Source organism: Bariatricus sp. TF06-38A, assembly GCF_027690675.1.
GTDB lineage: Bacteria > Bacillota > Clostridia > Lachnospirales > Lachnospiraceae > Allocoprococcus > Allocoprococcus comes.
Genome location: NZ_JAQFCE010000012.1, coordinates 68,955 through 92,506, shown reverse-complemented (window position 1 = coordinate 92,506; position 23,552 = coordinate 68,955). Strand labels below are relative to the sequence as shown.

Here is a 23,552-nt window from a genome sequence, read left to right as displayed (position 1 = left end):
CCCGAGGTGGAAACGCCAGAGGCTTACCTATCGCTATTCGGGCAGATACCGAAGTTTGAAAAGCTCATAGCCACCATACGAAGCCGGGAAATCTCCGCGTCGATTATCTTACAGTCGCAAAGCCAGTTAAAGGCAATCTATAAGGACAACGCCGATACCATAGTCGGCAACTGCGACACCACCCTTTTCTTGGGCGGCAAGGAGAAAACCACCCTCAAAGAAATGTCGGAAATCTTGGGGAAAGAAACCATTGACAGCTTCAACACTTCCGAGAACCGGGGGCGGGAGGTATCGCATGGGCTGAACTATCAGAAGTTAGGCAAGCAGCTTATGACGGAAGATGAAATAGCGGTTATGGACGGCGGGAAATGTATTTTACAGCTACGAGGGGTGCGCCCGTTCTTCTCTGATAAGTACGACATTACAAAGCACCCCAACTATAAATATCTTTCCGACTATGACAAGAAAAATACTTTTGATATGGAAAAGCATTTAAGGCGCAGACCCGCCCTTGTGAAGCCGGACGAAGTATTTGACTACTACGAAATCAGCGAAAGCGATTTGCAGGAGGACACCGACCATGAATAGACGTATCAGAAAGAAAAAGGACAAGAAAATCACAGAAGCCATAAACGGGCTTGTTTCGATTGCTGAACGACGGGAACAGCAGCGGCAGGCTGCTATCCGGCAGTTTGTGAAACGGTGTGAAGCCCTGTATGAGCAGCAGCGAAAAGAAAGGAGGAATTGACGCAGTAACAAAGAAAAAGACAACTTGCATGATACGCGCCCCTACAAAAATTCCTATCGCCCACACTGACAACTGAATACCGCCGCGCAGCAGACATTTAGGCAGCGCGGGGACTTATGACCGCGGCAGTTTGAAAACTGACCGCCGTTTTTTATGCCCTTTTACGGGCAAGCCGCATTTGCGGCAGAAAGGAGTTTTATGGAATTTTTCAACAGCGCAATCGGCGTATTACAGACTTTGGTTATCGCTCTTGGAGCAGGACTTGGCATTTGGGGCGTTATCAATCTCTTGGAGGGCTACGGAAATGATAATCCGGGCGCAAAATCACAGGGCATTAAGCAGCTCATGGCGGGCGGCGGCGTTGCCCTTATCGGCACTATCCTTGTACCTCTGCTTTCCGGCTTGTTCGGTTAAGCGCGGGTAGCTGCCTATGCAGAGCATACTTGACGCGATTAACGAATGGATAAAGGAAATCCTTATCGGAGCGATAAACGGTAATCTGTCAACTATGTTCGGGGACGTAAACGAAAAAGTCGGGACTATCGCAAACGAGGTAGGACAGACCCCGCAGGGTTGGAACGCAAATATTTTCAGCATGATACAGACCCTTTCTGAAAATGTAATCGTTCCGATTGCGGGGCTTGTCATTACCTATGTCCTATGCTACGAGCTAATCAGCATGGTAACGGAAAAGAACAATATGCACGACATAGAAACATTCATGTTCTTTAAGTGGATATTCAAAGCCTTTGTCGCGGTGTTTATCGTAACCAACACGTTCAACATCACAATGGCGGTCTTTGATATGGCGCAGCATATCGTTTCCGGCGCAGCGGGGGTTATCGGCGGCGATACGAATATCGACGTTGCCGAAGCCCTTGCCGCCATGCAGGAGGGGCTTGAAGATATGGAAATCCCCGAACTGCTCTTACTTGTGCTTGAAACAAGCCTTGTAAGCCTTTGCATGAAAATCATGTCCGTACTGATAACCGTTATCCTCTACGGCAGAATGATAGAGATTTACCTTTACTGTTCGGTATCGCCTATTCCATTTGCGACCATGACCAACAGAGAATGGGGACAGATTGGAAACAACTACCTAAAAGGGCTGTTCGCTCTTGGTTTTCAAGGCTTCCTCATTATGATATGTGTCGGTATTTACGCCGTACTGGTAAACGATATGATAATCGCAGACAATCTGCACAGCGCGGTATTTTCCCTTGCCGCCTATACGGTTATCCTCTGTTTTTCCCTGTTCAAATCCGGCACACTGGCAAAATCCATATTCAACGCCCACTAAGGGCAGAAAGGAGGTATTTTCTTGGCGTATGTACCTGTACCCAAAGACCTTTCCAAAGTCAAAACAAAAGTCGCTTTCAATCTGACAAAGCGGCAAATCGTTTGTTTTGCGGCGACTCTCTTAATCGGACTGCCGCTGTTTTTTTTGCTCAAAGGCAGCGCAGGGACAAACCTTGCGGCTATGGCGATGATTGTCGTCATGCTCCCCTGTTTCCTGCTTGCCATGTATGAAAAACATGGGCAGCCCCTTGAAGTGGTGGTAAGAAATGTCGTTCAGACAAAGTTTACCCGCCCAAAGGAGCGACCTTACAGAACCGAAAACCTATACGCTGTCTTGGAAAAGCAGCGAAAACTTGAAAAGGAGGTATCAGCGATTGTCAAAAGGACAAACAAAAAAGACGCGGGAAGCCGCAGGAAACAGGCGTAAGCTGACCCGCGCCGAAAAGAAACAGATTGCCGAAGCTATCCGAAAGGCAAAGGGGGACGGCAAAGCCCGCACCGCACAGCAGACCATTCCTTACCTTGCCATGTACCCGGACGGTATCTGCAAGGTTACGGAAAAGAGATATTCAAAGTGCGTCGTGTTCGAGGACATCAATTATCAGCTTGCACAGGCAGACGATAAGACCGCCATTTTTGAAAACTGGTGCGATTTCCTCAACTACTTTGACGCGAGCGTGAGCGTGCAGCTTTCTTTCATCAATCAAGGGACGCAGCGGGAACAGGCAGAAAAAGCTATCACTATCCCGGCACAGGAGGACGCTTTTAACTCTATCCGCACCGAGTATTCGGATATGCTGAAAAATCAGCTTAGTAAAGGCAACAACGGGCTTGTGAAGCACAAATACATTACCTTTACCGTTGAAGCCGATAACAAGGCGGCTGCAAAATCAAGACTTTCCCGTATCGAAACCGACGTGTTTAACAATTTCAAGGTGCTTGGCGTAACCGCCCGCCCCTTATCCGGCTATGAACGCTTAAAGGTGCTGCATGGGGTATTCCACCCGGAGGGCGAGCCGTTCTCCTTTTCCTTTGACTGGCTTACCCCGTCGGGGCTGTCTACAAAGGATTTTATCGCCCCGTCCTCTTTCCGTTTTGGCGAGGGCAGATATTTCCGCATGGGGAAGAAAATCGGCGCGGCGAGCTTCCTTGAAATCCTTGCGCCGGAGCTTAACGACCGTATGCTTGCCGACATACTGGACTTGGAAACAGGGGTAATCGTCAATTTACATATCCGCAGTATCGACCAGTCGGAAGCAATCAAGACCATTAAGCGCAAAATCACAGACCTTGACAAGATGAAGATTGAGGAACAGAAAAAAGCGGTTAGAAGCGGCTATGACATGGATATAATCCCGTCCGACCTTGCCACCTTTGGCAGCGAAGCAAAGAACTTGTTGCAGGACTTACAGAGCCGCAACGAGCGAATGTTTCTCCTTACGTTCCTTGTGGTAAACATGGCAGACACGAAGCGGAAACTGGAAAATGATATTTTCGCTGCGGCGGGTATCGCACAGAAATACAACTGCCGCCTGACACGCCTTGACTATCAGCAGGAAGCAGGGCTTTTATCCAGTGTGCCGATTGGGGAAAACCTTATCCCGATACAACGGGGGCTTACCACATCAAGCACCGCTATTTTCATTCCCTTTATCACGCAGGAGCTTTTTCAGACGGGGCAAGCCCTGTACTATGGCTTGAACGCCCTTTCTAACAACATGATACTCTGCGACAGAAAGCAGCTCAAAAATCCCAACGGGCTTATATTGGGAACGCCGGGAAGCGGAAAATCTTTTGCGGCAAAAAGGGAAATGACAAATGCTTTCCTCATTACCGACGACGACATTATCATCTGCGACCCGGAAGCCGAGTATTTTTCCCTTGTGCAGCGTCTTAATGGGCAAGTGATACGTCTTTCCCCTACGGGCAGGGGCATTGACGGCAAGCCCCAGTATGTAAACCCTATGGACATAAACCTTAATTACAGCGAGGACGACAACCCCCTTGCGCTGAAAAGTGATTTTATCCTTTCCCTTTGCGAGCTTGTTATCGGAGGCAAGGAGGGTTTGCAGCCTGTCGATAAGACCGTCATTGACAGGGCTGTAAGAAATGTGTACCGCCCGTTCCTTGCAGACCCCGACCCGGCAAAAATGCCTATCTTGGGCGACCTTTACGACGAGCTGTTAAGACAGCCGGAGCCGGAAGCTGCCCGTATCGCGGCGGCATTGGAGCTGTATGTTTCCGGCAGCCTTAACGTATTCAACCACAGAACCAACGTGGAACTTTCTAACCGCCTTGTCTGCTTTGATATAAAGCAGCTTGGAAAGCAGCTTAAAAAGTTAGGTATGCTCATTGTGCAAGACCAGACATGGAACAGGGTAACGATAAACCGGGCAGAGAAAAAGGCGACCCGCTACTATATGGACGAATTTCACTTGCTCTTAAAAGAGGAACAGACCGCCGCTTACAGCGTGGAGATTTGGAAGCGTTTCCGTAAATGGGGCGGTATCCCAACAGCCATTACGCAGAACGTCAAAGACCTTTTGGCAAGCCGCGAGGTGGAAAATATCTTTGAGAACAGCGATTTTGTCCTCATGCTCAATCAAGCGCAGGGCGACCGTACTATCCTTGCAAAGCAGCTTAATATTTCCCCGCAGCAGATGAAGTATGTTACCCACACCGAAGCGGGCGAGGGGCTTATCTTCTATGGAAATGTGGTGCTGCCTTTTGTAGACCGCTTCCCGAAAGATACCGAGCTTTACAGGGTAATGACAACGAAGCCGGAGGAAGTTTCCGAAAGCGGAAAGTGAGGTGCAGACCATGAAGCAATATAAATCCCGCGATAAAATCACACAGAAAATGACCCGCGACGGGCTTATTGAGGTAAACGAAACACAGCAGACCGCCGAGCGTATCAGTAAACGGGAACAGGACGCGGATTTTCAAAAGTCCCCGGAGCAGCAAGCGGCGCAGGACGGGACGCAGCTTCAAGGTGTAGCGTCCCAAACTTCCCCGTTACCCCACGCACCGGGAGCTTCCCCCGCAAGGGACACCGCCACAGCAGAGCGCGTTATGGAGCATATCGAAGCAGCACAGACCCGCAGAGCCAGTAAAAAAGCGGTACATAAAGCACAGGAGGAAGTTACCGTACAAACAACATCTTCCCGCTTGCAGTTTACCGAGGAAGAACTTGCCGTCCCGGAACTGGAATGCTATATTGAGAAATCAAACAAAGCCGCTGACCGACTGGACGCAGCAAAGGCAGCTATCCCGAAGCAAAAGAAACTGGTTAAGGAGCGCACCTTTGACGAAGCCGCAGGAAAGGCAAAGACCCGACTTCACTTTGAAGAACAGGAAAAACCGATACCCGGCGGCAAAAAAGGAAACCCGCTGTCCCGCCCCGCACAGGAAGCAGGGATTTTCGTCCACAACAAGATACATTCCGTTGAAAAGGACAATTCCGGCGTTGAGGGGGCGCATAAATCGGAGGAACTTGCCGAGCGCGGCGCGAAATACGGGGCGCGGAAGTTAAAACAGGGCTACCGCAGCCATAAGCTGAAACCTTACCGGGAAGCGGCAAAGGCAGAAAAGGCAGCATTTAAGGCAAACGTCAACTTCCAGTATCACAAAACCCTGCACGACAACCCGCAGCTTACTTCTAACCCGCTTTCCCGTTTCATGCAGAAACAGCAGATAAAACGCCAGTATGCAAAGGCGGCAAAGAAAGGAGGGGCAAAAGCCGCAGCGGAAGCCACAAGAAAGACGGCGAAGAAAACCGCCGAGGAAACGAGGAAAGCCGCCGCATTTGCGGCAAGACACCCGGCGGGCATTTTGATTGCAGTTGCCGCGCTGCTTCTCTTTATTATGATTTCCGCAGGGCTGTCCTCTTGCGGGGCTATGTTTTCGGGCTTGACAAACGGGGTGCTTGGCACTTCCTACACATCCGAGGACAGCGACCTTGTGGCAGTTGAAAACAACTATGCCGCATTGGAAAACGGGCTGCAAAGTGAGATTGACAATATCGAAAGCACCCACCCCGGCTATGATGAATACCGCTACGACCTTGACAGTATCGGGCATAACCCCCACGAACTTGCGTCTTACTTGACCGCCCTCTTGCAGAGCTACACCCCGCAGAGCGCACAGGCAGAGCTTGAACGTATCTTTTCCATGCAGTACACCTTGACGCTGACCGAGGAAGTGGAAATACGCTACCGCACCGAAACAAGCACCGACCCGGAAACCGGGGAAACCACCACCGAGGAAGTCCCTTATGAGTATCACATCTTAAATGTGAAACTGACAAACAAGCCGATTTCAGAGCTTGCGGAGGAACTTCTTACGCCACAGCAGCTTGAAATGTACCGGGTGTATTTGGAAACAAGCGGCAACAAACCGCTGATTTTTGGCGGCGGTTCTCCCGACGGAAGCCCGTCCGAGGATTTAAGCGGTGTGGAGTTTGTAAACGGTACGCGCCCCGGAAATCAAGAGCTTATGGAGCTTGCAAAGCAGCAAGTCGGAAATGTGGGCGGCTACCCTTACTGGTCTTGGTACGGCTTTAACAGCCGCGTGGAATGGTGCGCCTGTTTTGTATCATGGTGCTACAATCAAGCCGGAAAAAGCGAACCGCGCTTTGCGGGCTGCGAATGGCAGGGTGTCCCTTGGTTTCAGTCAAGGGGACAATGGGGCGCACGCGGCTATGAGAATATCGCACCGGGCGACGCTATCTTTTTCGATTGGGATTTAGACGGCGTTGCCGACCATGTGGGGCTTGTGCTTGGCAGGGACGGCAGCCGCGTCTATACCGTTGAGGGCAATTCCGGCGACGCCTGCAAGATAAAGAGCTATGACCTTAACTATCAATGTATCAAAGGCTACGGGCTGATGAACTGGTAAAGCAACCCCAAAAAGAAAGGAGAAATGACCTATGGCAAACAATAAAATTGACCGTATCAATAAGGAAATCGCAAAGACCCGCGAGAAAATCACAGAGTATCAGAACAAGTTAAAAGGACTGGAAGTGCAGAAAACCGAAGCGGAAAACCTTGAAATCGTGCAGCTTGTACGAGCTATGCGTCTGACCCCGCAGGAACTGAACGCTATGCTGTCCGGCGGCGGTATTCCCGGCATGACTGCCGCACCCGCAGAAGAAAACGAACAGGAGGAAAATGCAGATGAAGAATAAACTGAAAAAGACCATGACTGCCCTTTGTGCCGCCCTTATCCTTATGGGCGGTTTTTCTGTCCCTGCCTATGCACAGGGCGCAGCCACAGAGCCGCCCGCCGGGGACGCGACCAACGACAGTAATGTAGTTGTGGAGGAAAAAGAGGAAACGCCGCCCCTTACCCCAAAGGGAAACGCTACACTGGTTGACGATTACGGCGGCAATAAGCAACTTATCACTGTTACCACCAAAGGCGGCAACTATTTCTATATCCTCATTGACCGCGCCGCCGAGGGCGAACAGACCGTACATTTCCTAAATCAAGTGGACGAAGCCGACCTTATGGCACTGACCGAAAACGGCGAAGCTGCCAAAAAGCCGGAAATCTGTAACTGTACGGAAAAATGCGAAGTCGGAAAGGTAAACACGTCCTGCCCGGTATGTGTTACCAGTATGACAGGCTGCACAGGCAAAGAACCTACCCCAACACCAACGGAGCAGCCGGAAGAACTGAAAGAAAAAGGCGGCAATCCCGGTGTGGTGCTTGCCTTAGTCCTCTTTGCCCTGCTTGGTGGCGGCGCAGCGTTCTACTACTTTAAGTTTCTAAAGCCGAAGCAGAATGTAAAGGGCGATACCGACCTTGAAGATTTTGAATTTGAGGACTACGACGAGGACGAGCCGGAAGCAGATACCGGGGAAACTCCCGAAGATGAAGAAACGGAGGAAGAAACCCTATGACCCTGTTTACCAACAATCCCTTTGAAAAGATGATGATACAGAAACCGAACGGGCGGCGTGATAATGCGCCGCCTGTTCCTTATCCCCCTGCTTGTGCTTCCTGCCCTTACAAGGGACAGTCCCCTTGTGTGGGGTACTGTCTGAAACAGGTACAGGAGAAAAAGAAAACCGAGCCGGAACGCTGAAAGGAGGAACTTATATTTGATTTTAGTTATCGCAGAAAAGCCCAGTGTGGCACAGACAATCGCTGCCGTACTGGGGGCAAAGGAAAAGAAAGACGGATTTCTCACAGGAAGCGGCTATATCGTTTCTTGGTGCGTGGGACATTTGGTAGGGCTTGCGGAAGCTGCCACCTACGGGGAACAATATAAAAAGTGGAGCTATGACAGCTTACCGATTTTGCCGCAGGAATGGAAGTACACCGTTGCTTCTGACAAGGAAAAGCAATTCAAAACCCTAAAAGAGCTTATGCACCGGGCAGACGTTTCCGAAGTCGTCAATGCCTGCGACGCGGGGCGCGAGGGCGAACTCATTTTCCGCTTTGTCTATGAAATGGCGGGCTGCAAGAAACCTATGCGCCGCCTTTGGATTTCTTCTATGGAGGACAGCGCAATCAAAGAGGGCTTTTCCCGTCTGAAGAACGGCGAGGAATACGACGCGCTCTTTGCTTCCGCATTGTGCAGGGCAAAGGCTGACTGGTTAATCGGTATCAATGCCACCCGCCTTTTCTCTGTCCTTTACAATCATACCTTGAACGTGGGACGCGTACAGACCCCGACCTTAAAAATGCTTGTTGACCGGGACGCAGCGATTACCACATTTAAGAAAGAAAAATACTACCATGTGCGCCTTGTCTTATCCGGCGCGGAAGCTGCAAGCGAAAAACTATCTGACCGTTCCGAAGCTGACAAGCTGAAAGCTGCTTGCGAAGTGTCAAAAGCAGTCTGTGCTTCCCTTGTGAAAGAGAAAAAGACCGCAGCCCCGCCGAAGCTCTTTGACCTTACTTCTTTACAGAGGGAAGCAAACCGCCTGTTCGGTTATACCGCAAAGCAGACCCTTGACCTTGCACAATCTCTGTATGAAAAAAGACTTCTTACTTATCCGAGAACAGACAGCGCATTTCTGACCGACGACATGAGCGACACAGCGGCGGGCATTATCAAGCTGCTTTGTGGGAAATTTTCTTTTATGGCGGGAAAAGACTTCACGCCGGAGCTTGGAAAGGTGCTGAACAGTAAAAAGGTATCAGACCACCATGCCATTATCCCGACTATGGAGCTTGCAAAGACCGACCTTGCCACGCTGCCGGAAAGCGAAAGGAATATCCTTACCCTTGCCGGGGCGCGTCTGCTCATGGCGACCGCTGCACCGCATACCTTTGAAGCGGTTACAGCAGTTTTTGAATGTGCCGGACAGTCTTTTATCGCAAGGGGAAAAACGGTGCTGTCCGACGGGTGGAAAGAGATTGACCGAAGATACAGGGCAGCCTTAAAGAACAAGCCCGAAACGGACGACGCAGACAGTGACACAGAAAAGACCCTGCCGCCATTTACCGAGGGACAGACCTTTGAAAATCCGACGGCAAAGGTAACGGAGCATGACACAACACCGCCAAAACCTCACAACGAAGCGTCGCTGCTCTCTGCTATGGAGCGCGCCGGAAGTGAGGACACCGACCCGGACGCAGAACGCAAAGGGCTTGGAACTCCCGCCACCCGCGCCGCCGTCATTGAAAAACTGGTAAAGGGCGGCTTTGTGGAGCGAAAAGGCAAGCAGCTACTTCCCACAAAGGACGGTATCAATCTTGTGTGTGTCCTGCCGGACACCTTGACAAGCCCGCAGCTTACCGCAGAATGGGAAAACAATCTGACGCAGATTGCCAAAGGCAAGGCAGACCCCGCCGCATTTATGGAGGGTATCGAGGATATGGCGCGGGAACTGGTAAAGACCTATCCGTTTCTTTCTGATGATAAAGCGCAGATGTTCAAGCCGGAACGGGAAGCGTTGGGAAGCTGCCCCCGCTGCGGTTCTCCTGTCTATGAGGGAAAGAAAAACTACTATTGCAGCAATAAGGAATGTAGCTTTACCATGTGGAAAAATGACCGTTTCTTTGAAGAACGAAAAGTAACCTTTACCCCCAAAATTGCCGCTGCACTCTTACAATCCGGCAAAGTAAATGTGAAAAAGCTCTATTCCCCAAAGACGGGCAAAACCTACGACGGAACTATCGTATTGGCTGATACAGGCGGGAAATATGTCAACTACCGCATTGAACTGTCGAAGAAGAAATAACTGAATAGCAAGCATAGGAAAAGAGTACCCTTTTCCGTAAAATCCCTGCTTTCTCTACCGAGAACGGCGGGGATTTTTGCTTGTTGGGAAGTTTCCCAAACCCTCTGTTTTATGGAGGGTTTTACCCTCTGAAACCGAAGAAAGGAGGTTACACATGGCAAGTTTACGGGACACCGTAAAGGACTATCAAGAAGAATTAAGGGACGGTATCGCTTGGGTGGCGTTTTGGAAAACGGGACGTTCTTGGAACGCCGAATATTTCCACCTTGAAATGAGCGACTACATTTACCCGGAGGACAGAAGCCGCATGGAAGAAATCAAACAGGCTGACCCTGCCGCCGTTGTGGTAAACGGCTATTATTCCGGCTATCTTGGCGAGGATATGAACCTTGACGAGCTGACCGCCGGGGTGCGCCGCCACTACGAAAACGGATATAGCAATATCGGGGAATTTATCGAAGCCCACGACGACAGGCTGCCGCCGGAGCTTATCGAGGAAGCAAGAGCCGCCGCCCACGCTGCGGGGCTTCCTTTCTCTGAAAAAGCCTACCGGGACGGCGAAGAACCCGACCCCTATATTTTTGACGGGAGCATGAGCATGGAGGACTACGAACTTATGCACCGTATGATTGAAAACGAAAGGAGCGAACGCATGGTAGAAACGATTTTAAGCGGGTATCTTTCTAATCTTGGAAAGTACACCGAGGGCAGACCTGCGGGCGAATGGGTATCATTCCCCACGACTGCCGAGCATTTGAAAGAAGTCTTTGACCGTATCGGGATAGACGGCAAAAACTACGGGGAGCTGCATATCACAGAATACCAGTCCTCTATTGCAGGACTGGCAGGAAAATTGACCGAGCTTGAAAGCCTTGACGAACTGAACTATTTGAGCGAACTTTTGAAAATGCAGTTTGACGACGACCGGGAAAAATTTGTTGCAGCTATGGAATACGGCGACCATACAAGGGACTTGCAGGATATTATCAACCTTGCACAAAACCTTGATTGTTACTGGCTTTACCCGTCCGTACAGAGTGAGGAAGATTACGGGCATTATCTGATTGAAGAACTGGACGAGTTGGAGCTGCCCGAAGAAGCAAAAAAATATTTCATGTATGAGGAATACGGGCGGGACGCTGCTATCAATGACGGGGGCAGCTTTACCGAGCAGGGCTATATCTACAATAACCGCAACACCTTTACACAGTGGTACGACGGGCGCGACGTGCCGGAGGAATACCGGGTAACGCCGCAGCCGCCAGTACAGGAAAAGGAACAGGCAGACCTTGACGCTTCCGCAGCCATACAAACCGCCGCCACAGAGCAGCCCCCGGTTCTCCCGATTATCCTATCTTCTGAAAAGCCCGCCGATAAAATGAAAGAGATTACCGACCGACTGGAACAGGGAATTTTAGGACTGTATGAAAGCGACCGTTACGCCGATTATCTGCGTACCATGTCAAAATTCCATGATTACAGCCTTAACAATACAATCCTTATCGCCATGCAGGGCGGCAATCTTGTGAAAGGCTATAAACAATGGGAAAAGGAATTTGACCGCCATGTAAAGCCCGGAGAAAAAGCTATCAAGATACTTGCACCGTCCCCGTTTACCGTCAAGAAGCAGGTGGAAAAAATCGACCCGGACACCCAAAAGCCTGTTTTCGATAAGGACGGAAAACCTGTTACCGAAGAAAAAGAAATCAAGATACCCGCTTTTCGTGTAGTATCTGTCTTTGATATTTCACAGACCGAGGGAAAAGAACTTCCTGCCCTTACCTATGAGCTTACGGGCAACGTGGAACAATACAAGGATTTTTTCGCTGCCCTTGAAAAGACTTCCCCGTTTGCTATGGGATTTGAAGCACTAAGCGGCGGCGTAAAAGGACGCTGCAATTATGAGGAAAAGCGTATCTTCATCAACGAGGGCATGGACGAATTGCAGAATATCAAGACCGCAATCCATGAAATCGCCCACGCCACGCTGCATGATACCGCCCTTGCCATGCCGGAACGCCCCGACCGCCGCACCCGCGAGGTACAGGCGGAAAGCGTCGCCTATGCGGTCTGCCAACATTACGGGCTTGATACGTCGGACTATTCTTTTGGGTATATCGCCGGGTGGAGCAGCGGAAAAGAACTTGCAGAACTGAAAGGCTCTCTTGAAACAATCCGCAGCACCGCCGCAAATCTGATTGATACCATAGACGGACATTTTGCAGAAATCCAAAAGGCACAGGATAAGGAACAGACCACCGAACAGGCACAGCCCGCACAGGAAGCCGCCAAACAGCCCGAAACAAAAGCAGCCGCGCCGGAGCTTCCCGAAGAAACAGCCCCGGTACAGGAAAAAGAAGCACAGCCGGAACAGGCTGCACCCGCCGCCCCTTATTATACTATCAATGAAGCTGCCGCCAAACGTGCAAAGGATATGAACAGTTTTTCCGATTATAAGCAAGGCAGCGCGACGGCTGAATACAGGCACTATGTAGATGAAGCCGTACAACTTGCAGAAAGGCAGAAACAGCGGGTAGACCCGATGTACCATGAGAAAATCGACAGCCTGCTTGACACCTATGCCCGGAAACTGGCGGCGAACATGAATAAAGGCTATGAGATTGACGCGCGTGTTCCCTCTATCCTGATTGCGGGCGGCTCTAACTTCCCCACAAGGAAGAAAGAAAAGCAGAACGCAGCCCGCGACAGCAATTACCGGGAATGGCAGGACATACAAGGGCTTCTTGATAAAATCCGCAGTACCGGCATGGGCGGTATCAGCGCAGACGACCCGCAGGCAGTACAGAAGTTAGAAAAGAAACTGGAAAGCCTTGAAAAATCACAGGAAACCATGAAAGCCGTAAACGCCTACTACCGCAAGCATAAGACCCTTGACGGCTGCCCGCATTTACCGCCGGAGGAACTGGAAAAATTGAAAGCAGACATGGCGAGCAGTTGGCATTTGGAGGACAAGCCCTTTGCGACTTGGGCGTTATCCAACAACAGCGCAGAAATCCGGCGCGTGAAAGATCGTATCAAATCCCTTTCACAGCAAAAAGAAATCGGTTTTGTAGGTTGGGAATTTGACGGCGGCAAGGTGGAAGCAAACACCGAAGCGAACCGACTGCAAATCTTCTTTGAGGATAAGCCGGACGAAGCCACGCGGGAAGCCTTAAAAAGTAATGGCTTCCGTTGGTCGCCAAAAGCCGGGGCATGGCAGCGGCAGCTTACCAGTAACGCCTACTATGCGGCTGATTATGTGAAAGCGATTGCTCCCCTTACCGGGGAAAAGCCTACCGAGTTACAGCGGGCGCATATCCGGCAGCAAAAGGTAGCTGCACAGGAACAACCCGCACAGGAGCAGCCGGAGCAGGAAGCCCCACAGGACAAAGACACCTTTTCCATTTATCAGATAAAAGGCGGGGACGAAACAAGGGACTTGCGTTTTGAGCCTTACGACCGTCTGATTGCCGCCGGACACCGGGTAGACCCGAAAAACTATGCCCTTGTCTATTCCGCACCTCTTACGCCGGGGACTTCCCTTGAAGATATTTACACCCGCTTTAATATCGACCACCCGAAAGATTTTAAGGGACACAGCCTTTCTGTTTCCGACGTAGTGGTGCTTCATCAGAACGGGCAGGACACCGCCCACTATGTAGACAGCTTCGGTTATAAGAAAGTGCCGGAATTTTTGCAGCCGGAAAACTATCTGAAAACTGCCGAGCAGACCACCGAGCAAAACTACAACATGATTGACGGGCAGATAAACAACACCCCGACCGTCGCAGAATTGGAAGCAAAGGTAAAGACAGGAGAAACCATTTCCCTTGTTGACCTTGCGGAAACTGTCAAGGCTGACAAGGAACGTGGCAAGGCAGCAAAAACGGAAAAGAAGCCCTCTATCCGGGCGCAGCTTAAAGCAGCGAAAGAACAGACACCGAAGAAACAGGCAAAACAGAAAACACAGGATTTGGAAAGGAGCTGACGCATGAATAAGTTTGAAAACGTGGATATTTTCGCTTCTCTTGACGCTATCATGCGGCAGAATACAGGATTTTTCCAAAGTGATTTTGACATTGACAAGGAGATTATCGCAAAAGCAGCGGCAAGCCCTAACAGAGAGGATAAGACGCTGCTATGGTTTTGCCGCCCGTCCGGGACGCATTGTTTTAAGGAGCGCGACGTGTTCCTAAAGGATACCGCCGCCCACAATACATGGTGTTTTTACAAAGAGCAGACCTGCGACCGCGTTCTTGCCTATGCCGTCGAGCTGACGGGCAGGGAGCGCGGGAAAATCAAAGGCAATCTTTATGAGCTTGACTATGCAAGGCAGTATGAGCGCGTTAAGGACAATGCGCTTGCCGCCGACACAGTCAAGTTGATTTATGAGCATGGGACAAGGGAGATACCCGCCGGACAGCATTTTAACGGAAATCCCGATACTTCTTTAGGGAAGTTTGAACACTTTGAAGCAGTACCCAACGACCCGGACGCGCTACAATTCCTTTTACGGGAAGAAAAGCAAAAACGGGATAAACTGACACCGGGCGACTTCAAGGAACATACCGCCGCCCTGCGTGCTGGGCTGATTGAAGCCGAAGCGCGGCGCATTGTGCAGGAAATGAAGCGCAGGGACACGCCCAATAGCCCTAATAGGACACATTTCATGGTGGAGCTGTCCCCGACATTTATGCAGCTTGCGTCCTCTAAGGACACCGACCGTCTGTTTTCCATGTTGCCCTATAAGACACTTTCCTTTTCCAAAATCGAGGGCAGACATGGAACATACGCCTTGATTGATAAAAATGAAAACCGGGGCACAGATATTCGCAGGGTGCGCCCCTCAATCCGGGCGCAGCTTGCCGCTGACAAAAGAAAAGCCGCCCCGAAAAAGGCGGCTGTAAAATCAAAAAATCACGAATTGGAGGTATGAGCATGATTAGACTGACAGTTGAAGAAACAAACCTGTTGAGCATTTACAATGAGGACGGCAAACGTGGGCTTACAGAAAACATCAACGCTGCGCTGCCGTTCATGGACGAGGATATGCGGGAACTGGCGAAACGCACCCTTGCGAAAATCGCACCTCTGACAGAAAATGAGTATGCGGAGCTTGCTATTTTCGCCGCTGATGAGGTATGACCGGGATAAAGCGGCTTACACCACCCCAAAGCCGGAAAGTCAACAGCCTTATAAAAAAGGAGTGCTGCAACTGCGATAACGGACACTGTATTTTACTGGACGACGGGGAGGAATGTGTCTGCCCGCAGCTTATTTCCTATTCGCTTCTTTGCAAATGGTTTCAGACCGCCGTATTGCCCCTTGATAAGCTGCTGTATGCAGAGCTTTTCAAGACCGAGGATAAAAAGCGTTGTACCGAGTGCGGAACTTCTTTTGCGTCCACCTCTAACAGCGTCAAATACTGCCCGGACTGCCGGAAGCGTATTACCCGCAGACAGGCAGCGGAGCGCATGAGAAAACGGCGCGCCCTTGTTACGTAGTAGGGGCAAAAAAAGCCTTGATTTACGGGGCTTTCAGTGCTTGAAAATGACGCGGCAAGGGTTTTATACCTTATCCCCTAAAAATGACGTTCTATTGCGTAACAGATACCAAAAACGCACCTACATAAAACAGGGCGCGGACAGTCTTTTGTTGGCTGTCTGCGCCCTGTTCTTTTACTTTATTCGTGCAGTTCTTCTATATCCTTTATTCGGTTTTCCAATAGGATATACAGCTCTCCATTCTCTCCCCTTATAACCAGAGTATCATTTTCATCGGAATAAGTTCCATATTCCACACATTCTATATATCCGATAAGTGTATTTCCGTCCTCAAAAGTAATTTGGATTTTACTGTCTGCGTTAATATAAGTTTCTACGCCATAACTGCCATTTTCTAATGTTATTCTGTAACATGGTGTAATACCAACCATTTTCATAATTATTCCCGTTCCTTTCCTTTCTTCCGTTCCGGCTCTTTGCCTTGCCGCAAAATATTGTCTATGTTCTGTTTGATAACGTCGTATTCCTTGACCTGTTTTTTCAGCTTGCCATAATCAGCGTAAAGGGCTTCTTTTTGCGCTTGTAGTTTCCCGTATTCTTCCTGCATGGCGGCAAGATTGGGGAGTTTAGTAACGCCCGCCGCTTTCAGTGTCTTTACTGCCGCTTCATGGAGTATCAGACTGCTTTCCTGCTTTGCCCGGTATGCGTCCTTATCCTTTGCCCTGCGGTATGCTTCATAGACAGGTTTTGTCTTTTGGTAGGTAGTAACGTGCTTCATCAGCACCGCCATATCTGCAAGACGCTTTTCCACGCTCTTTAATGCGTCTGCTGTCTTTTCATTTTCCGCATTTACTTCCTCAATCCGGCTGACTAAATCTGCGTACTGCTCAATCTTATGTTCTGTCAAGAAATTCATAGTCTTTGCAGCCAGTTTCAGATTATGGATTTTCGCCCACTGTTCATAGCCCCGGCTCTCTTGTGCCTTGATACTGTTTTCAATGTCAATAAGCAGCGATACGCCGCGCTGCTCTTTGGGAGCTTTCGCTGCCTTTGTGCGTTTGCCCTCTATCCGTTCTCTTATGGCTTCCTCTGTATAATCTGTACCGAGAGTTTTCAGACGGGTAAAGCGTTCCTGTCCGGGAGCGCGGCAGGAGATATATTTTCCCGGCTTTATCTCATAACCCGCTGCCTGTAACCGCTGCAACAATTCTTCAAAACTTGCTACTTGGGGGATAAGCGTATCAACGGCAATTTTCAGCTTGCCTTTCCAACTTGTACCGACCTTTTCCGCTTGATATTCTGCATAGCTTTTTCCCTTGCTGCCTTTGCCCGGAACGACAACAGACAGCCCGTTTTCCCGGCACAGCTTATCGCTCATGTTCCGTATGCCGTAGTAACTGCGCTTATTGGAATTGTACTTATGGTAGTCAACAAAATTGACCGCACAAAAAATGATATGGTTATGGATATGCCCTTTGTCTATGTGGGTAGTTAAGACGTATTCATGCTGTCCCTTTGTTACCGCGTCGGCAAGCTGCTTTCCGATTTCGTGGGCTTTCTCATAATCTACTTCTCCCGGCTCAAAGGACTGTATCAAATGGTGGGCGAGATTGTTTCCCTTATCTATGGCTTGTGCAAGCGTAAATCCAAACTCAATATCTGCCGTTTCATAGCTGCACCCAAAGGAGGACACAAGCATTTTCCCGTCTGTTTTATCCGGGTTTTGGATATAGTCAAGGGCTTTGCTCAACGTGCTTTTAATAGGCTTAATCTTTGTAACCGCCATATCTCCGCAAGCACCCCCTTTATTTCCTCTATGTCCTCTTGGTAAACGCTGCCTGTCGCATTGACACGCTTTGCAATCTGATTGATGTTAACCCCGATTTTCTGTATCTCTGCTGTCATGCCTTTTATATCGCTATGGTCTGTCTGAATGATATACCCGTCAATGGCAATCTTGCGAAGATACGCCGCCATGTTCCGGGTAGGGACAAGCTTCATTTTCTGTTCAATCAATGCCCTTTCTTCCTCTGTTACATAGAATTTGATTTGTATTTTTCTTTTGCGTCCGTTCATGCAATCGCTCCTTTCCATTCCGAGGGTTTGGGACACTTCCCAACAAGCAATTTTCAACCGACGCACCGCAGGACGGGAGGGCGAAAATACGGAAAAGGGTACTCTTTTCCTATGCTTGCTACGAAACTTTATCCCTTACTACCTACAACACCGGGAACGGCAAATTTGACGAACTTTCCCAAAAGAAAAACGCCGCAATCTGCGACGTTTCAATCACTCTATATAAACAAAAACGAGAGAACTTTATTCCCCCGTTTCGTCGTTGTTGGCTTCCTCTATTCCTTTTGCAGTAGCAGACAGGATTTTCAAATCTTTTTCGCTCATACCGTCAAGCATAGTATCGAGCTGACGGCGGCGCGTGGATTTCTCCTGTTCCCGTTCCGGGAAAAAGAACTGGTCTACTGATACATCAAGCAGGGTTACAAGCTCATATAAAATCTGTAAACTTGGGTGCTGCCCGCTGTTCTCAATGGACGCGATATATCGGGGCGCAATATTCAGCGTATCGGCTAACTGATTGCGTGATATTCCCTTTGCTTTTCTTGCTGCTTTAATGGCTTGCCCGAAAGCCTTAAAATCAAATTTTTCTTTGTTCTGCTTCATAGTCATTTCACCCAACTACATTGTATATTTCATCTTCCTTTCGAGATATGATTACACACAGCACATTATTGACTGAAATAGAGCATATCATATACTTGATATTATTCGGCTATCCGAGTATAATTATACTGGTAAAATTTGAGGAAAGGGCGTTTTGATTATGGAATATATGTCTTGTCCCGAAGCGGCAAAGAAATGGGGAATTTCTGAAAGACGAGTACAGATACTTTGTAGCGAAAATCGCATACCGGGCGTTTCAAAACTGGGGTATATGTGGCTGATACCAAAAAACGCGGAAAAACCTTTTGATATGAGAAAGAAACAACATAAAATGCAGATACAATAAACAAACAAATAAACCTTACAACAACTGTAAGTGGTGTGGTTGCTTCTTATGCAGTAAAATTATATTCGTAAGATAAGCGTAAGCAAAAAATGTGAGGTGTGAGATATGAATGATACAAAAAAACTATTAGAAGTACGCGACTTGCACAAAGCATATTCCAAAGAGGGGGTTCCAACAAAAGCACTAAACGGAATTACCTTTGATGTTCTGAATGGCGAATATTTGGGAATTATGGGAGCCAGCGGTTCTGGAAAAACAACATTGTTGAATTGTATTGCTACGGTCATTAAACCAACCTCTGGACAAATTTTACTTTCAGGTGCCAATATAAGCTCTTTTGATGGCACGAAGTTGGCTGAATATCGTGGCAACAAGATTGGTTATCTATTTCAAGATTTTGCTTTACTTGATAATCTAACTGGTAAAGAAAATATTATATTGCCTTTATCAATTCATAATATTGACATTGTTACAGCGGAAAAAAAGCTAAAAGATATAGCAGATTTTCTTGGAATTACAGACGTTCTTTCTAAATTTCCGTCACAAATGTCGGGCGGTCAAAAACAACGCGTAGCTGCTGCACGTAGTTTGATTTCTGACCCCGATATTATTTTGGCTGATGAACCTACAGGTGCATTAGATACAAAATCAGCACGTTTACTCATGGAGAAGTTACAGGAAATCAATCTTAGGCGTGGACGCACAATCCTAATGGTCACGCATGACCCTAACGCCGCGAGTTTCTGTTCTCGTATTTTGTTCATTCAAGACGGTGTTATTTTCCATGAGTTACGTCGTAAAATTCCAAATGAAACACAGGAAGATTTTTATGCACGTATTTTACAAGTGATGGCTCAAATGGGGGGAGGAAGTGCAAATGTTCTTTAATCTCACATGGCGAAACGCCAAACGGAGCCGTAGCGAAAACCTAATTTATTTTCTGACAATGATAACAGCCGTAGCAATGTTTTATATAGTGCTTTCTCTTGGACAACAGGACGTAATACGTTTTTTAAGTGAAATTGAGAGCGACGCAGTAGAACGGTTGCTTACTAATCTTTTACCGACGGTTTATCTTTGTGCTTTATTATTTGTGTTCTTTCTCGTAGTATTTGCAAACAAATATCAACTTGAATGTCGTAGTCGAGAACTGGGGCTTTATTTGATGTTTGGAATGACAAAGATTAAATTATTTATTCAAATAATGACAGAGGGGCTAATCACGTCGTTTTTAGCTCTTTTAGGAGGGCTTGTATGCGGTGGCTTTTTATCCGAAGCTATAAGTCTTACAACCGCGCGTTTAGTAGGGCATGGTATCATTACACACCAATTAAGTTTTTCTGTAAGTGCCGCTATTTTCACATCGTTAGGCTTCTTGATTATTCAGTTTGTAGCATTGTTTGTTCTATGCGGAAAGCTGTTCCGTAAAGAGCTACATCAACTTGTTTATGGAGAGATGGCGAAAAAGCAACGCACAGGGAATCCATATGTAAGTTTCGTATCGTTTGCTATAGGCACCGTAATTTTGCTTGTCGCGTACTGGATTGTTGTAGAGCATTTTATGGCTGCGAGTGGGGCAATGCTGCTTATTGCCGTTTTACTTGGAATTATCGGAACAATTCTATTTATTCGAGGACTTGCAAGAATTTTGAGTATATGGGCAGCTTCTATAAAACACAAAGCCACAAGAGGACTTTATGTATTTACTTTACGGCAGTTGCATGAAAATGTCGTTAATAAATATATTTCAATCAGCGTAGCGTCCATTCTGATGATGCTTACTATTATGTTAATTACCGACGGCTCAGTGCGCATAATGTCATATGGAAGTGAATTGACACGAGGTACTTCTGTTTATGACTTTACTGTAATGGGCAACGACCAAATTGTTGAGAAGTATCTTTCCAACGAACAAATTCGTCCTTATGTATCAAATCTGAACCGTATGGAAATAGGAAATATAAAATCCACTGCTTCGGATGGGATAAGTTCTCCTGTTGATTGGTCGAAATTTAGGAAACAAATCGTGCAGCATTTACCTCAAGATGTAGTAGACCCTGCCACACAAGAAGATGGTATGTATAGTTTTGGCTCCGACCAACCTGCTGCCTTAAACCTTTTAGGTCTTATTGATACTGGTAGTTCTTCTCCTTATTTGCTTCCTGTATCTTCCTATAATCGGTTATTGGATGCCGCGGGAGAAGAACAGATTAGCCTTGGGAACAATGAAGTTGTCTATTATCTCAACCCAGATTTTTTAGGTAATGCTCAAGATGAAACGGTTACACTGTTAAATCAAATTGCAGCAGACGCACAGGCGAATAATGAAGCGTCGCTTTCTATCAACGAAAGACCATTTTATCTTGTTCCCTCCGTACCGATGAAAGGGTTGACCGCAGATGAAAATATCAAGATTATAACTGCATTGATTGTTTCAGATGAGATATATTCAGAATTTGTAAATTCAGACACTTGTATGGTTTATTGGAACTTTTGTATTCCTAATGAACTTGTTGAAACAAAAGGTTTAATGTTACCGATTATGGAAGCTCGTGATTTGTTAAAACCATCTGGTCTATATTACGAAAGCTATCTTAATAATTTTGGGCGACAATTATTTTATGTTATTTCCGGAAGTTATACAACACTATACATGGGATTTATGTTTTTGATTATTGCGTGTGCATTACTTGCCCTGCAATTCTTGACGCAAATGCAAACTACAAAATCAAGGTATCTAACACTCTCTATTTTAGGAGCACGACGTGAACAAATTAAGCGTTCTATCAACCAACAAGTATTATGGTATTTCCTGCTTCCTCTTATATTAGCGTGTATCAGCGGAGCAGTAGGGATATATGCCATGCAGCTATATTTATATTCAGGAGCGGCACACCTTGAACAGTCCTATCCTCTTTTAATTGCTATGGCTGTTATTGTTGTTCTTGTTATGGTAATTTACGGTGTGGCTGTTGCTCGAACAGCTAATCGTGAAATAGGAAAGCTCAATTACAAGCCCAATTCTTAACAGGCTTATAAATATTATGGGAAAGGAGGCGGACATATTGGCAAAGATAGTTGTGGTTGAAGATGATGTTTATATGCGAGAAGAACTGTTGAACTTATTAGAAAAATCGGGATATGATACGATTGGATTATCGGATTTTGAAAACGCAGTATCAGAAATAGCAGCATATTTTCCCGACTTAATTTTGCTTGACATCAATCTTCCCTTTCGTTCGGGTTTTGAAATATGTAAAGAGTTGAAAGCTAAACAGATTGGTACGGTACTCGTATTGACTGCAAGAGATAAATTGCAGGACGAACTGCACGCATTAGACTTGGGGGCTGATGACTATTTAACAAAACCTTGTAATATGTCACGTTTACTTGCCCGAATTAAAAATCTTCTTCGACGTAAAGAAGAACAGGTACAGCAAGGGTTACTTGATGGAGGTGGTTTTTTACTTGACCCGAATACCTTTACAATTTATGTAGGGAATAGCTCTTACCTTATGCCACCGAACGAAGGAAAAATATTACTTGCTCTCTTGAAAAATAGCCCTAAGATTGTTTCTAAAAAAGAATTATGCATTAGACTATGGGGAACAGAAGAATTTATAGACGAAAATGCATTACAAGTAAATTTTACTCGGCTGCGAAAAACGCTTCGGGAGTTTGGGCTTGAAGAACGTATAGAAACAGTGCGCGGTCAAGGCTACCGCTTGAAAGAGCAGGTGCGCTTATGAATAAGTTGAAAATACTTTTAATCTATATTTCCTCTAACCGGGTATGGATTATTACACTTGCCTGTTTGGACTTGTTCTTTATATTTCTTGCTTGGTTGGCTAACCCTGATTATTTTATAAATTATGCTGCATTGATAATTTTTGTGTCATTTGCCGCACTTGCTATTCCTCTTGCTATATCAATCAGAAAACGTAACAAGGCAGACGCTATTTTTCGGCGTTTTCTATTAGAGCCGGACGATACCAACGAATACTTACTGTGTGAAGCTGTTCCCGCTGTAATACGCCCTCTTATCTGTGAATTGGGAAAACATTTGAGGACGCAGCAAGAATATATCAACGAACAGAAAATTACAGTTACAGACTATGAACACTATGTTGAAAATTGGGTGCATGAAATCAAAAAACCACTATCCCTTATGACCTTGCTACTGGATAATCGAAAAGATGAAATGTCCCCTTTGGTTCATACTCGTATGCTTTATGTACGCGACCATACCCGACAGGATATAGAACAAATTCTATACTTTTCAAGGCTTGGGGCTACACATAAGGATTACTCTTTTGAGTCGCTTTCAATTCTTGGAACTTGCCGTGAAGCAGTTGAAGATAATTTAACGCTTCTTGAAGAAGCCGGATTTTCTATTGAATATACCGAAAACGATTATCAAGTGATTTCTGACAAAAAAGGTCTGATGTTCATTTTAGGACAGATAATCAGTAATAGTGTGAAATATGTGGGAAACAACCTTGCCCCACGGCTCATATTTTCCATAGCTGATAGTATGAATAGTGAACAGATTTCTTTATCTATCAAAGACAACGGCACAAGCATACCATTGTCTGACTTACCCTTTGTTTTCGACAAGGGGTTTACCGGAGATACGGGCAGTTACCTTAGTCGTTCTACAGGTATGGGCTTATACCTTGTTCAGAAAATGGCAACTGACTTATTTATCACGGTGGAGCTTAAAAACAATTCATACGGTGGAACAACCGTAACCTTGACGTTTCCAAAAGTGTAACGTCTAT

24 protein-coding genes are annotated in these 23,552 nt (G+C 47.1%); 20 read left to right on the top strand and 4 right to left on the bottom strand.

What is annotated here, in order from left to right:
- The 15 genes from PG418_RS10705 to PG418_RS10635 all read left to right on the top strand — a co-directional run.
- Window positions 1-588 (top strand): type IV secretory system conjugative DNA transfer family protein (locus PG418_RS10705; protein ID WP_498837369.1); only part of this gene is annotated, 588 nt, incomplete at its 5' end.
- Entirely contained in the window at window positions 581-748 is a 168-nt protein-coding gene (locus PG418_RS10700) for a hypothetical protein (protein WP_002610319.1), read from the top strand. The genes PG418_RS10705 and PG418_RS10700, both read left to right, overlap by 8 nt.
- A gap of 198 nt (window positions 749-946) precedes the next feature.
- The gene (locus PG418_RS10695; protein ID WP_002610321.1) at window positions 947-1,162 is read left to right on the top strand and encodes a Maff2 family mobile element protein; all 216 of its coding nucleotides are present in this window, start codon (window positions 947-949) and stop codon (window positions 1,160-1,162) included.
- Between the two features lie 16 nt (window positions 1,163-1,178).
- Window positions 1,179-2,048 (top strand): VirB6/TrbL-like conjugal transfer protein, CD1112 family, encoded by an 870-nt coding sequence (locus PG418_RS10690; protein ID WP_002610323.1) that lies wholly within the window; start codon window positions 1,179-1,181, stop codon window positions 2,046-2,048.
- Window positions 2,049-2,069: 21 nt separating this feature from the next.
- Complete coding sequence (locus PG418_RS10685; protein ID WP_118519970.1) at window positions 2,070-2,474, top strand: PrgI family protein; 405 nt, start codon at window positions 2,070-2,072, stop codon at window positions 2,472-2,474.
- Window positions 2,401-4,857, top strand: coding sequence for a VirB4-like conjugal transfer ATPase, CD1110 family (locus tag PG418_RS10680; protein ID WP_370841439.1), 2,457 nt, complete (start codon window positions 2,401-2,403; stop codon window positions 4,855-4,857). Before PG418_RS10685 ends, PG418_RS10680 begins: the two co-directional genes overlap by 74 nt.
- Window positions 4,858-4,906: 49 nt before the next feature.
- Window positions 4,907-6,943 (top strand): C40 family peptidase, encoded by a 2,037-nt coding sequence (locus PG418_RS10675; RefSeq protein ID WP_117605126.1) that lies wholly within the window; start codon window positions 4,907-4,909, stop codon window positions 6,941-6,943.
- Between the two features lie 31 nt (window positions 6,944-6,974).
- Window positions 6,975-7,232 (top strand): DUF4315 family protein, encoded by a 258-nt coding sequence (locus PG418_RS10670; RefSeq protein ID WP_055153476.1) that lies wholly within the window; start codon window positions 6,975-6,977, stop codon window positions 7,230-7,232.
- The gene (locus tag PG418_RS10665) at window positions 7,222-7,950 is read left to right on the top strand and encodes a DUF4366 domain-containing protein (RefSeq protein ID WP_002610332.1); all 729 of its coding nucleotides are present in this window, start codon (window positions 7,222-7,224) and stop codon (window positions 7,948-7,950) included. Before PG418_RS10670 ends, PG418_RS10665 begins: the two co-directional genes overlap by 11 nt.
- A complete protein-coding gene (locus PG418_RS10660; protein WP_002610333.1) occupies window positions 7,947-8,135 on the top strand; it encodes a hypothetical protein in 189 nt (62 codons plus the stop codon). The genes PG418_RS10665 and PG418_RS10660 overlap by 4 nt, the downstream gene beginning before the upstream one ends.
- A gap of 16 nt (window positions 8,136-8,151) precedes the next feature.
- Window positions 8,152-10,242 (top strand): DNA topoisomerase 3, encoded by a 2,091-nt coding sequence (locus PG418_RS10655; RefSeq protein ID WP_002610336.1) that lies wholly within the window; start codon window positions 8,152-8,154, stop codon window positions 10,240-10,242.
- Between the two features lie 154 nt (window positions 10,243-10,396).
- Window positions 10,397-14,230 carry an antirestriction protein ArdA gene (locus PG418_RS10650; protein WP_002610337.1) on the top strand — a complete coding sequence of 1,278 codons (3,834 nt, stop codon included), beginning with the start codon at window positions 10,397-10,399 and terminating at the stop codon, window positions 14,228-14,230.
- Window positions 14,231-14,233: 3 nt separating this feature from the next.
- Window positions 14,234-15,178, top strand: a complete 945-nt coding sequence (locus PG418_RS10645; RefSeq protein ID WP_055153478.1) for a hypothetical protein — start codon at window positions 14,234-14,236, stop codon at window positions 15,176-15,178.
- 2 nt (window positions 15,179-15,180) lie between these two features.
- Complete coding sequence (locus PG418_RS10640; RefSeq protein WP_002610341.1) at window positions 15,181-15,387, top strand: transposon-transfer assisting family protein; 207 nt, start codon at window positions 15,181-15,183, stop codon at window positions 15,385-15,387.
- Window positions 15,384-15,746, top strand: a complete 363-nt coding sequence (locus tag PG418_RS10635) for a cysteine-rich VLP domain-containing protein (RefSeq protein WP_002610343.1) — start codon at window positions 15,384-15,386, stop codon at window positions 15,744-15,746. The genes PG418_RS10640 and PG418_RS10635 overlap by 4 nt, the downstream gene beginning before the upstream one ends.
- 179 nt (window positions 15,747-15,925) lie before the next feature.
- Here PG418_RS10635 and PG418_RS10630 read toward each other — a convergent pair whose 3' ends face one another.
- From PG418_RS10630 to PG418_RS10615, 4 genes are all read right to left on the bottom strand, one after another.
- Window positions 15,926-16,183 (bottom strand): hypothetical protein, encoded by a 258-nt coding sequence (locus tag PG418_RS10630; protein ID WP_002610344.1) that lies wholly within the window; start codon window positions 16,181-16,183, stop codon window positions 15,926-15,928.
- A 2-nt stretch (window positions 16,184-16,185) separates the two neighbouring features.
- Window positions 16,186-17,532 carry a relaxase/mobilization nuclease domain-containing protein gene (locus PG418_RS10625; protein WP_002610346.1) on the bottom strand — a complete coding sequence of 449 codons (1,347 nt, stop codon included), beginning with the start codon at window positions 17,530-17,532 and terminating at the stop codon, window positions 16,186-16,188.
- Window positions 17,493-17,822, bottom strand: a complete 330-nt coding sequence (locus tag PG418_RS10620; RefSeq protein ID WP_002610348.1) for a plasmid mobilization protein — start codon at window positions 17,820-17,822, stop codon at window positions 17,493-17,495. The genes PG418_RS10625 and PG418_RS10620 overlap by 40 nt, the downstream gene beginning before the upstream one ends.
- Window positions 17,823-18,065: 243 nt before the next feature.
- The gene (locus PG418_RS10615) at window positions 18,066-18,425 is read right to left on the bottom strand and encodes a helix-turn-helix transcriptional regulator (RefSeq protein ID WP_286439335.1); all 360 of its coding nucleotides are present in this window, start codon (window positions 18,423-18,425) and stop codon (window positions 18,066-18,068) included.
- 160 nt (window positions 18,426-18,585) lie between these two features.
- Between PG418_RS10615 and PG418_RS10610 the strand changes: the two genes are divergently transcribed.
- From PG418_RS10610 to PG418_RS10590, 5 genes are all read left to right on the top strand, one after another.
- Window positions 18,586-18,771, top strand: coding sequence for a helix-turn-helix domain-containing protein (locus PG418_RS10610; RefSeq protein WP_003533355.1), 186 nt, complete (start codon window positions 18,586-18,588; stop codon window positions 18,769-18,771).
- Between the two features lie 105 nt (window positions 18,772-18,876).
- Complete coding sequence (locus PG418_RS10605; protein WP_002610352.1) at window positions 18,877-19,659, top strand: ABC transporter ATP-binding protein; 783 nt, start codon at window positions 18,877-18,879, stop codon at window positions 19,657-19,659.
- On the top strand, window positions 19,649-21,799 hold the full coding sequence (locus PG418_RS10600) for an ABC transporter permease (RefSeq protein ID WP_015529196.1): 2,151 nt from the start codon (window positions 19,649-19,651) through the stop codon (window positions 21,797-21,799). The genes PG418_RS10605 and PG418_RS10600 overlap by 11 nt, the downstream gene beginning before the upstream one ends.
- A gap of 37 nt (window positions 21,800-21,836) precedes the next feature.
- On the top strand, window positions 21,837-22,520 hold the full coding sequence (locus tag PG418_RS10595; RefSeq protein ID WP_008727270.1) for a response regulator transcription factor: 684 nt from the start codon (window positions 21,837-21,839) through the stop codon (window positions 22,518-22,520).
- Window positions 22,517-23,545 (top strand): sensor histidine kinase, encoded by a 1,029-nt coding sequence (locus PG418_RS10590; RefSeq protein WP_002610358.1) that lies wholly within the window; start codon window positions 22,517-22,519, stop codon window positions 23,543-23,545. Before PG418_RS10595 ends, PG418_RS10590 begins: the two co-directional genes overlap by 4 nt.
- Window positions 23,546-23,552: the final 7 nt, after the last annotated feature.

Bases quoted from the DNA above. Each gene is read 5' to 3' on its own strand.
- PG418_RS10700 (WP_002610319.1), top strand. From the start codon at position 581: ATGAATAGACGTATCAGAAAGAAAAAGGACAAGAAAATCACAGAAGCC.
- PG418_RS10695 (WP_002610321.1), top strand. From the start codon at position 947: ATGGAATTTTTCAACAGCGCAATCGGCGTATTACAGACTTTGGTTATC.
- PG418_RS10690 (WP_002610323.1), top strand. From the start codon at position 1,179: ATGCAGAGCATACTTGACGCGATTAACGAATGGATAAAGGAAATCCTT.
- PG418_RS10675 (WP_117605126.1), top strand. From the start codon at position 4,907: ATGACCCGCGACGGGCTTATTGAGGTAAACGAAACACAGCAGACCGCC.
- PG418_RS10670 (WP_055153476.1), top strand. From the start codon at position 6,975: ATGGCAAACAATAAAATTGACCGTATCAATAAGGAAATCGCAAAGACC.
- PG418_RS10665 (WP_002610332.1), top strand. From the start codon at position 7,222: ATGAAGAATAAACTGAAAAAGACCATGACTGCCCTTTGTGCCGCCCTT.
- PG418_RS10660 (WP_002610333.1), top strand. From the start codon at position 7,947: ATGACCCTGTTTACCAACAATCCCTTTGAAAAGATGATGATACAGAAA.
- PG418_RS10650 (WP_002610337.1), top strand. From the start codon at position 10,397: ATGGCAAGTTTACGGGACACCGTAAAGGACTATCAAGAAGAATTAAGG.
- PG418_RS10645 (WP_055153478.1), top strand. From the start codon at position 14,234: ATGAATAAGTTTGAAAACGTGGATATTTTCGCTTCTCTTGACGCTATC.
- PG418_RS10640 (WP_002610341.1), top strand. From the start codon at position 15,181: ATGATTAGACTGACAGTTGAAGAAACAAACCTGTTGAGCATTTACAAT.
- PG418_RS10635 (WP_002610343.1), top strand. From the start codon at position 15,384: ATGACCGGGATAAAGCGGCTTACACCACCCCAAAGCCGGAAAGTCAAC.
- PG418_RS10630 (WP_002610344.1), bottom strand. From the start codon at position 16,183: ATGAAAATGGTTGGTATTACACCATGTTACAGAATAACATTAGAAAAT.
- PG418_RS10625 (WP_002610346.1), bottom strand. From the start codon at position 17,532: ATGGCGGTTACAAAGATTAAGCCTATTAAAAGCACGTTGAGCAAAGCC.
- PG418_RS10620 (WP_002610348.1), bottom strand. From the start codon at position 17,822: ATGAACGGACGCAAAAGAAAAATACAAATCAAATTCTATGTAACAGAG.
- PG418_RS10615 (WP_286439335.1), bottom strand. From the start codon at position 18,425: ATGAAGCAGAACAAAGAAAAATTTGATTTTAAGGCTTTCGGGCAAGCC.
- PG418_RS10610 (WP_003533355.1), top strand. From the start codon at position 18,586: ATGGAATATATGTCTTGTCCCGAAGCGGCAAAGAAATGGGGAATTTCT.
- PG418_RS10605 (WP_002610352.1), top strand. From the start codon at position 18,877: ATGAATGATACAAAAAAACTATTAGAAGTACGCGACTTGCACAAAGCA.
- PG418_RS10600 (WP_015529196.1), top strand. From the start codon at position 19,649: ATGTTCTTTAATCTCACATGGCGAAACGCCAAACGGAGCCGTAGCGAA.
- PG418_RS10590 (WP_002610358.1), top strand. From the start codon at position 22,517: ATGAATAAGTTGAAAATACTTTTAATCTATATTTCCTCTAACCGGGTA.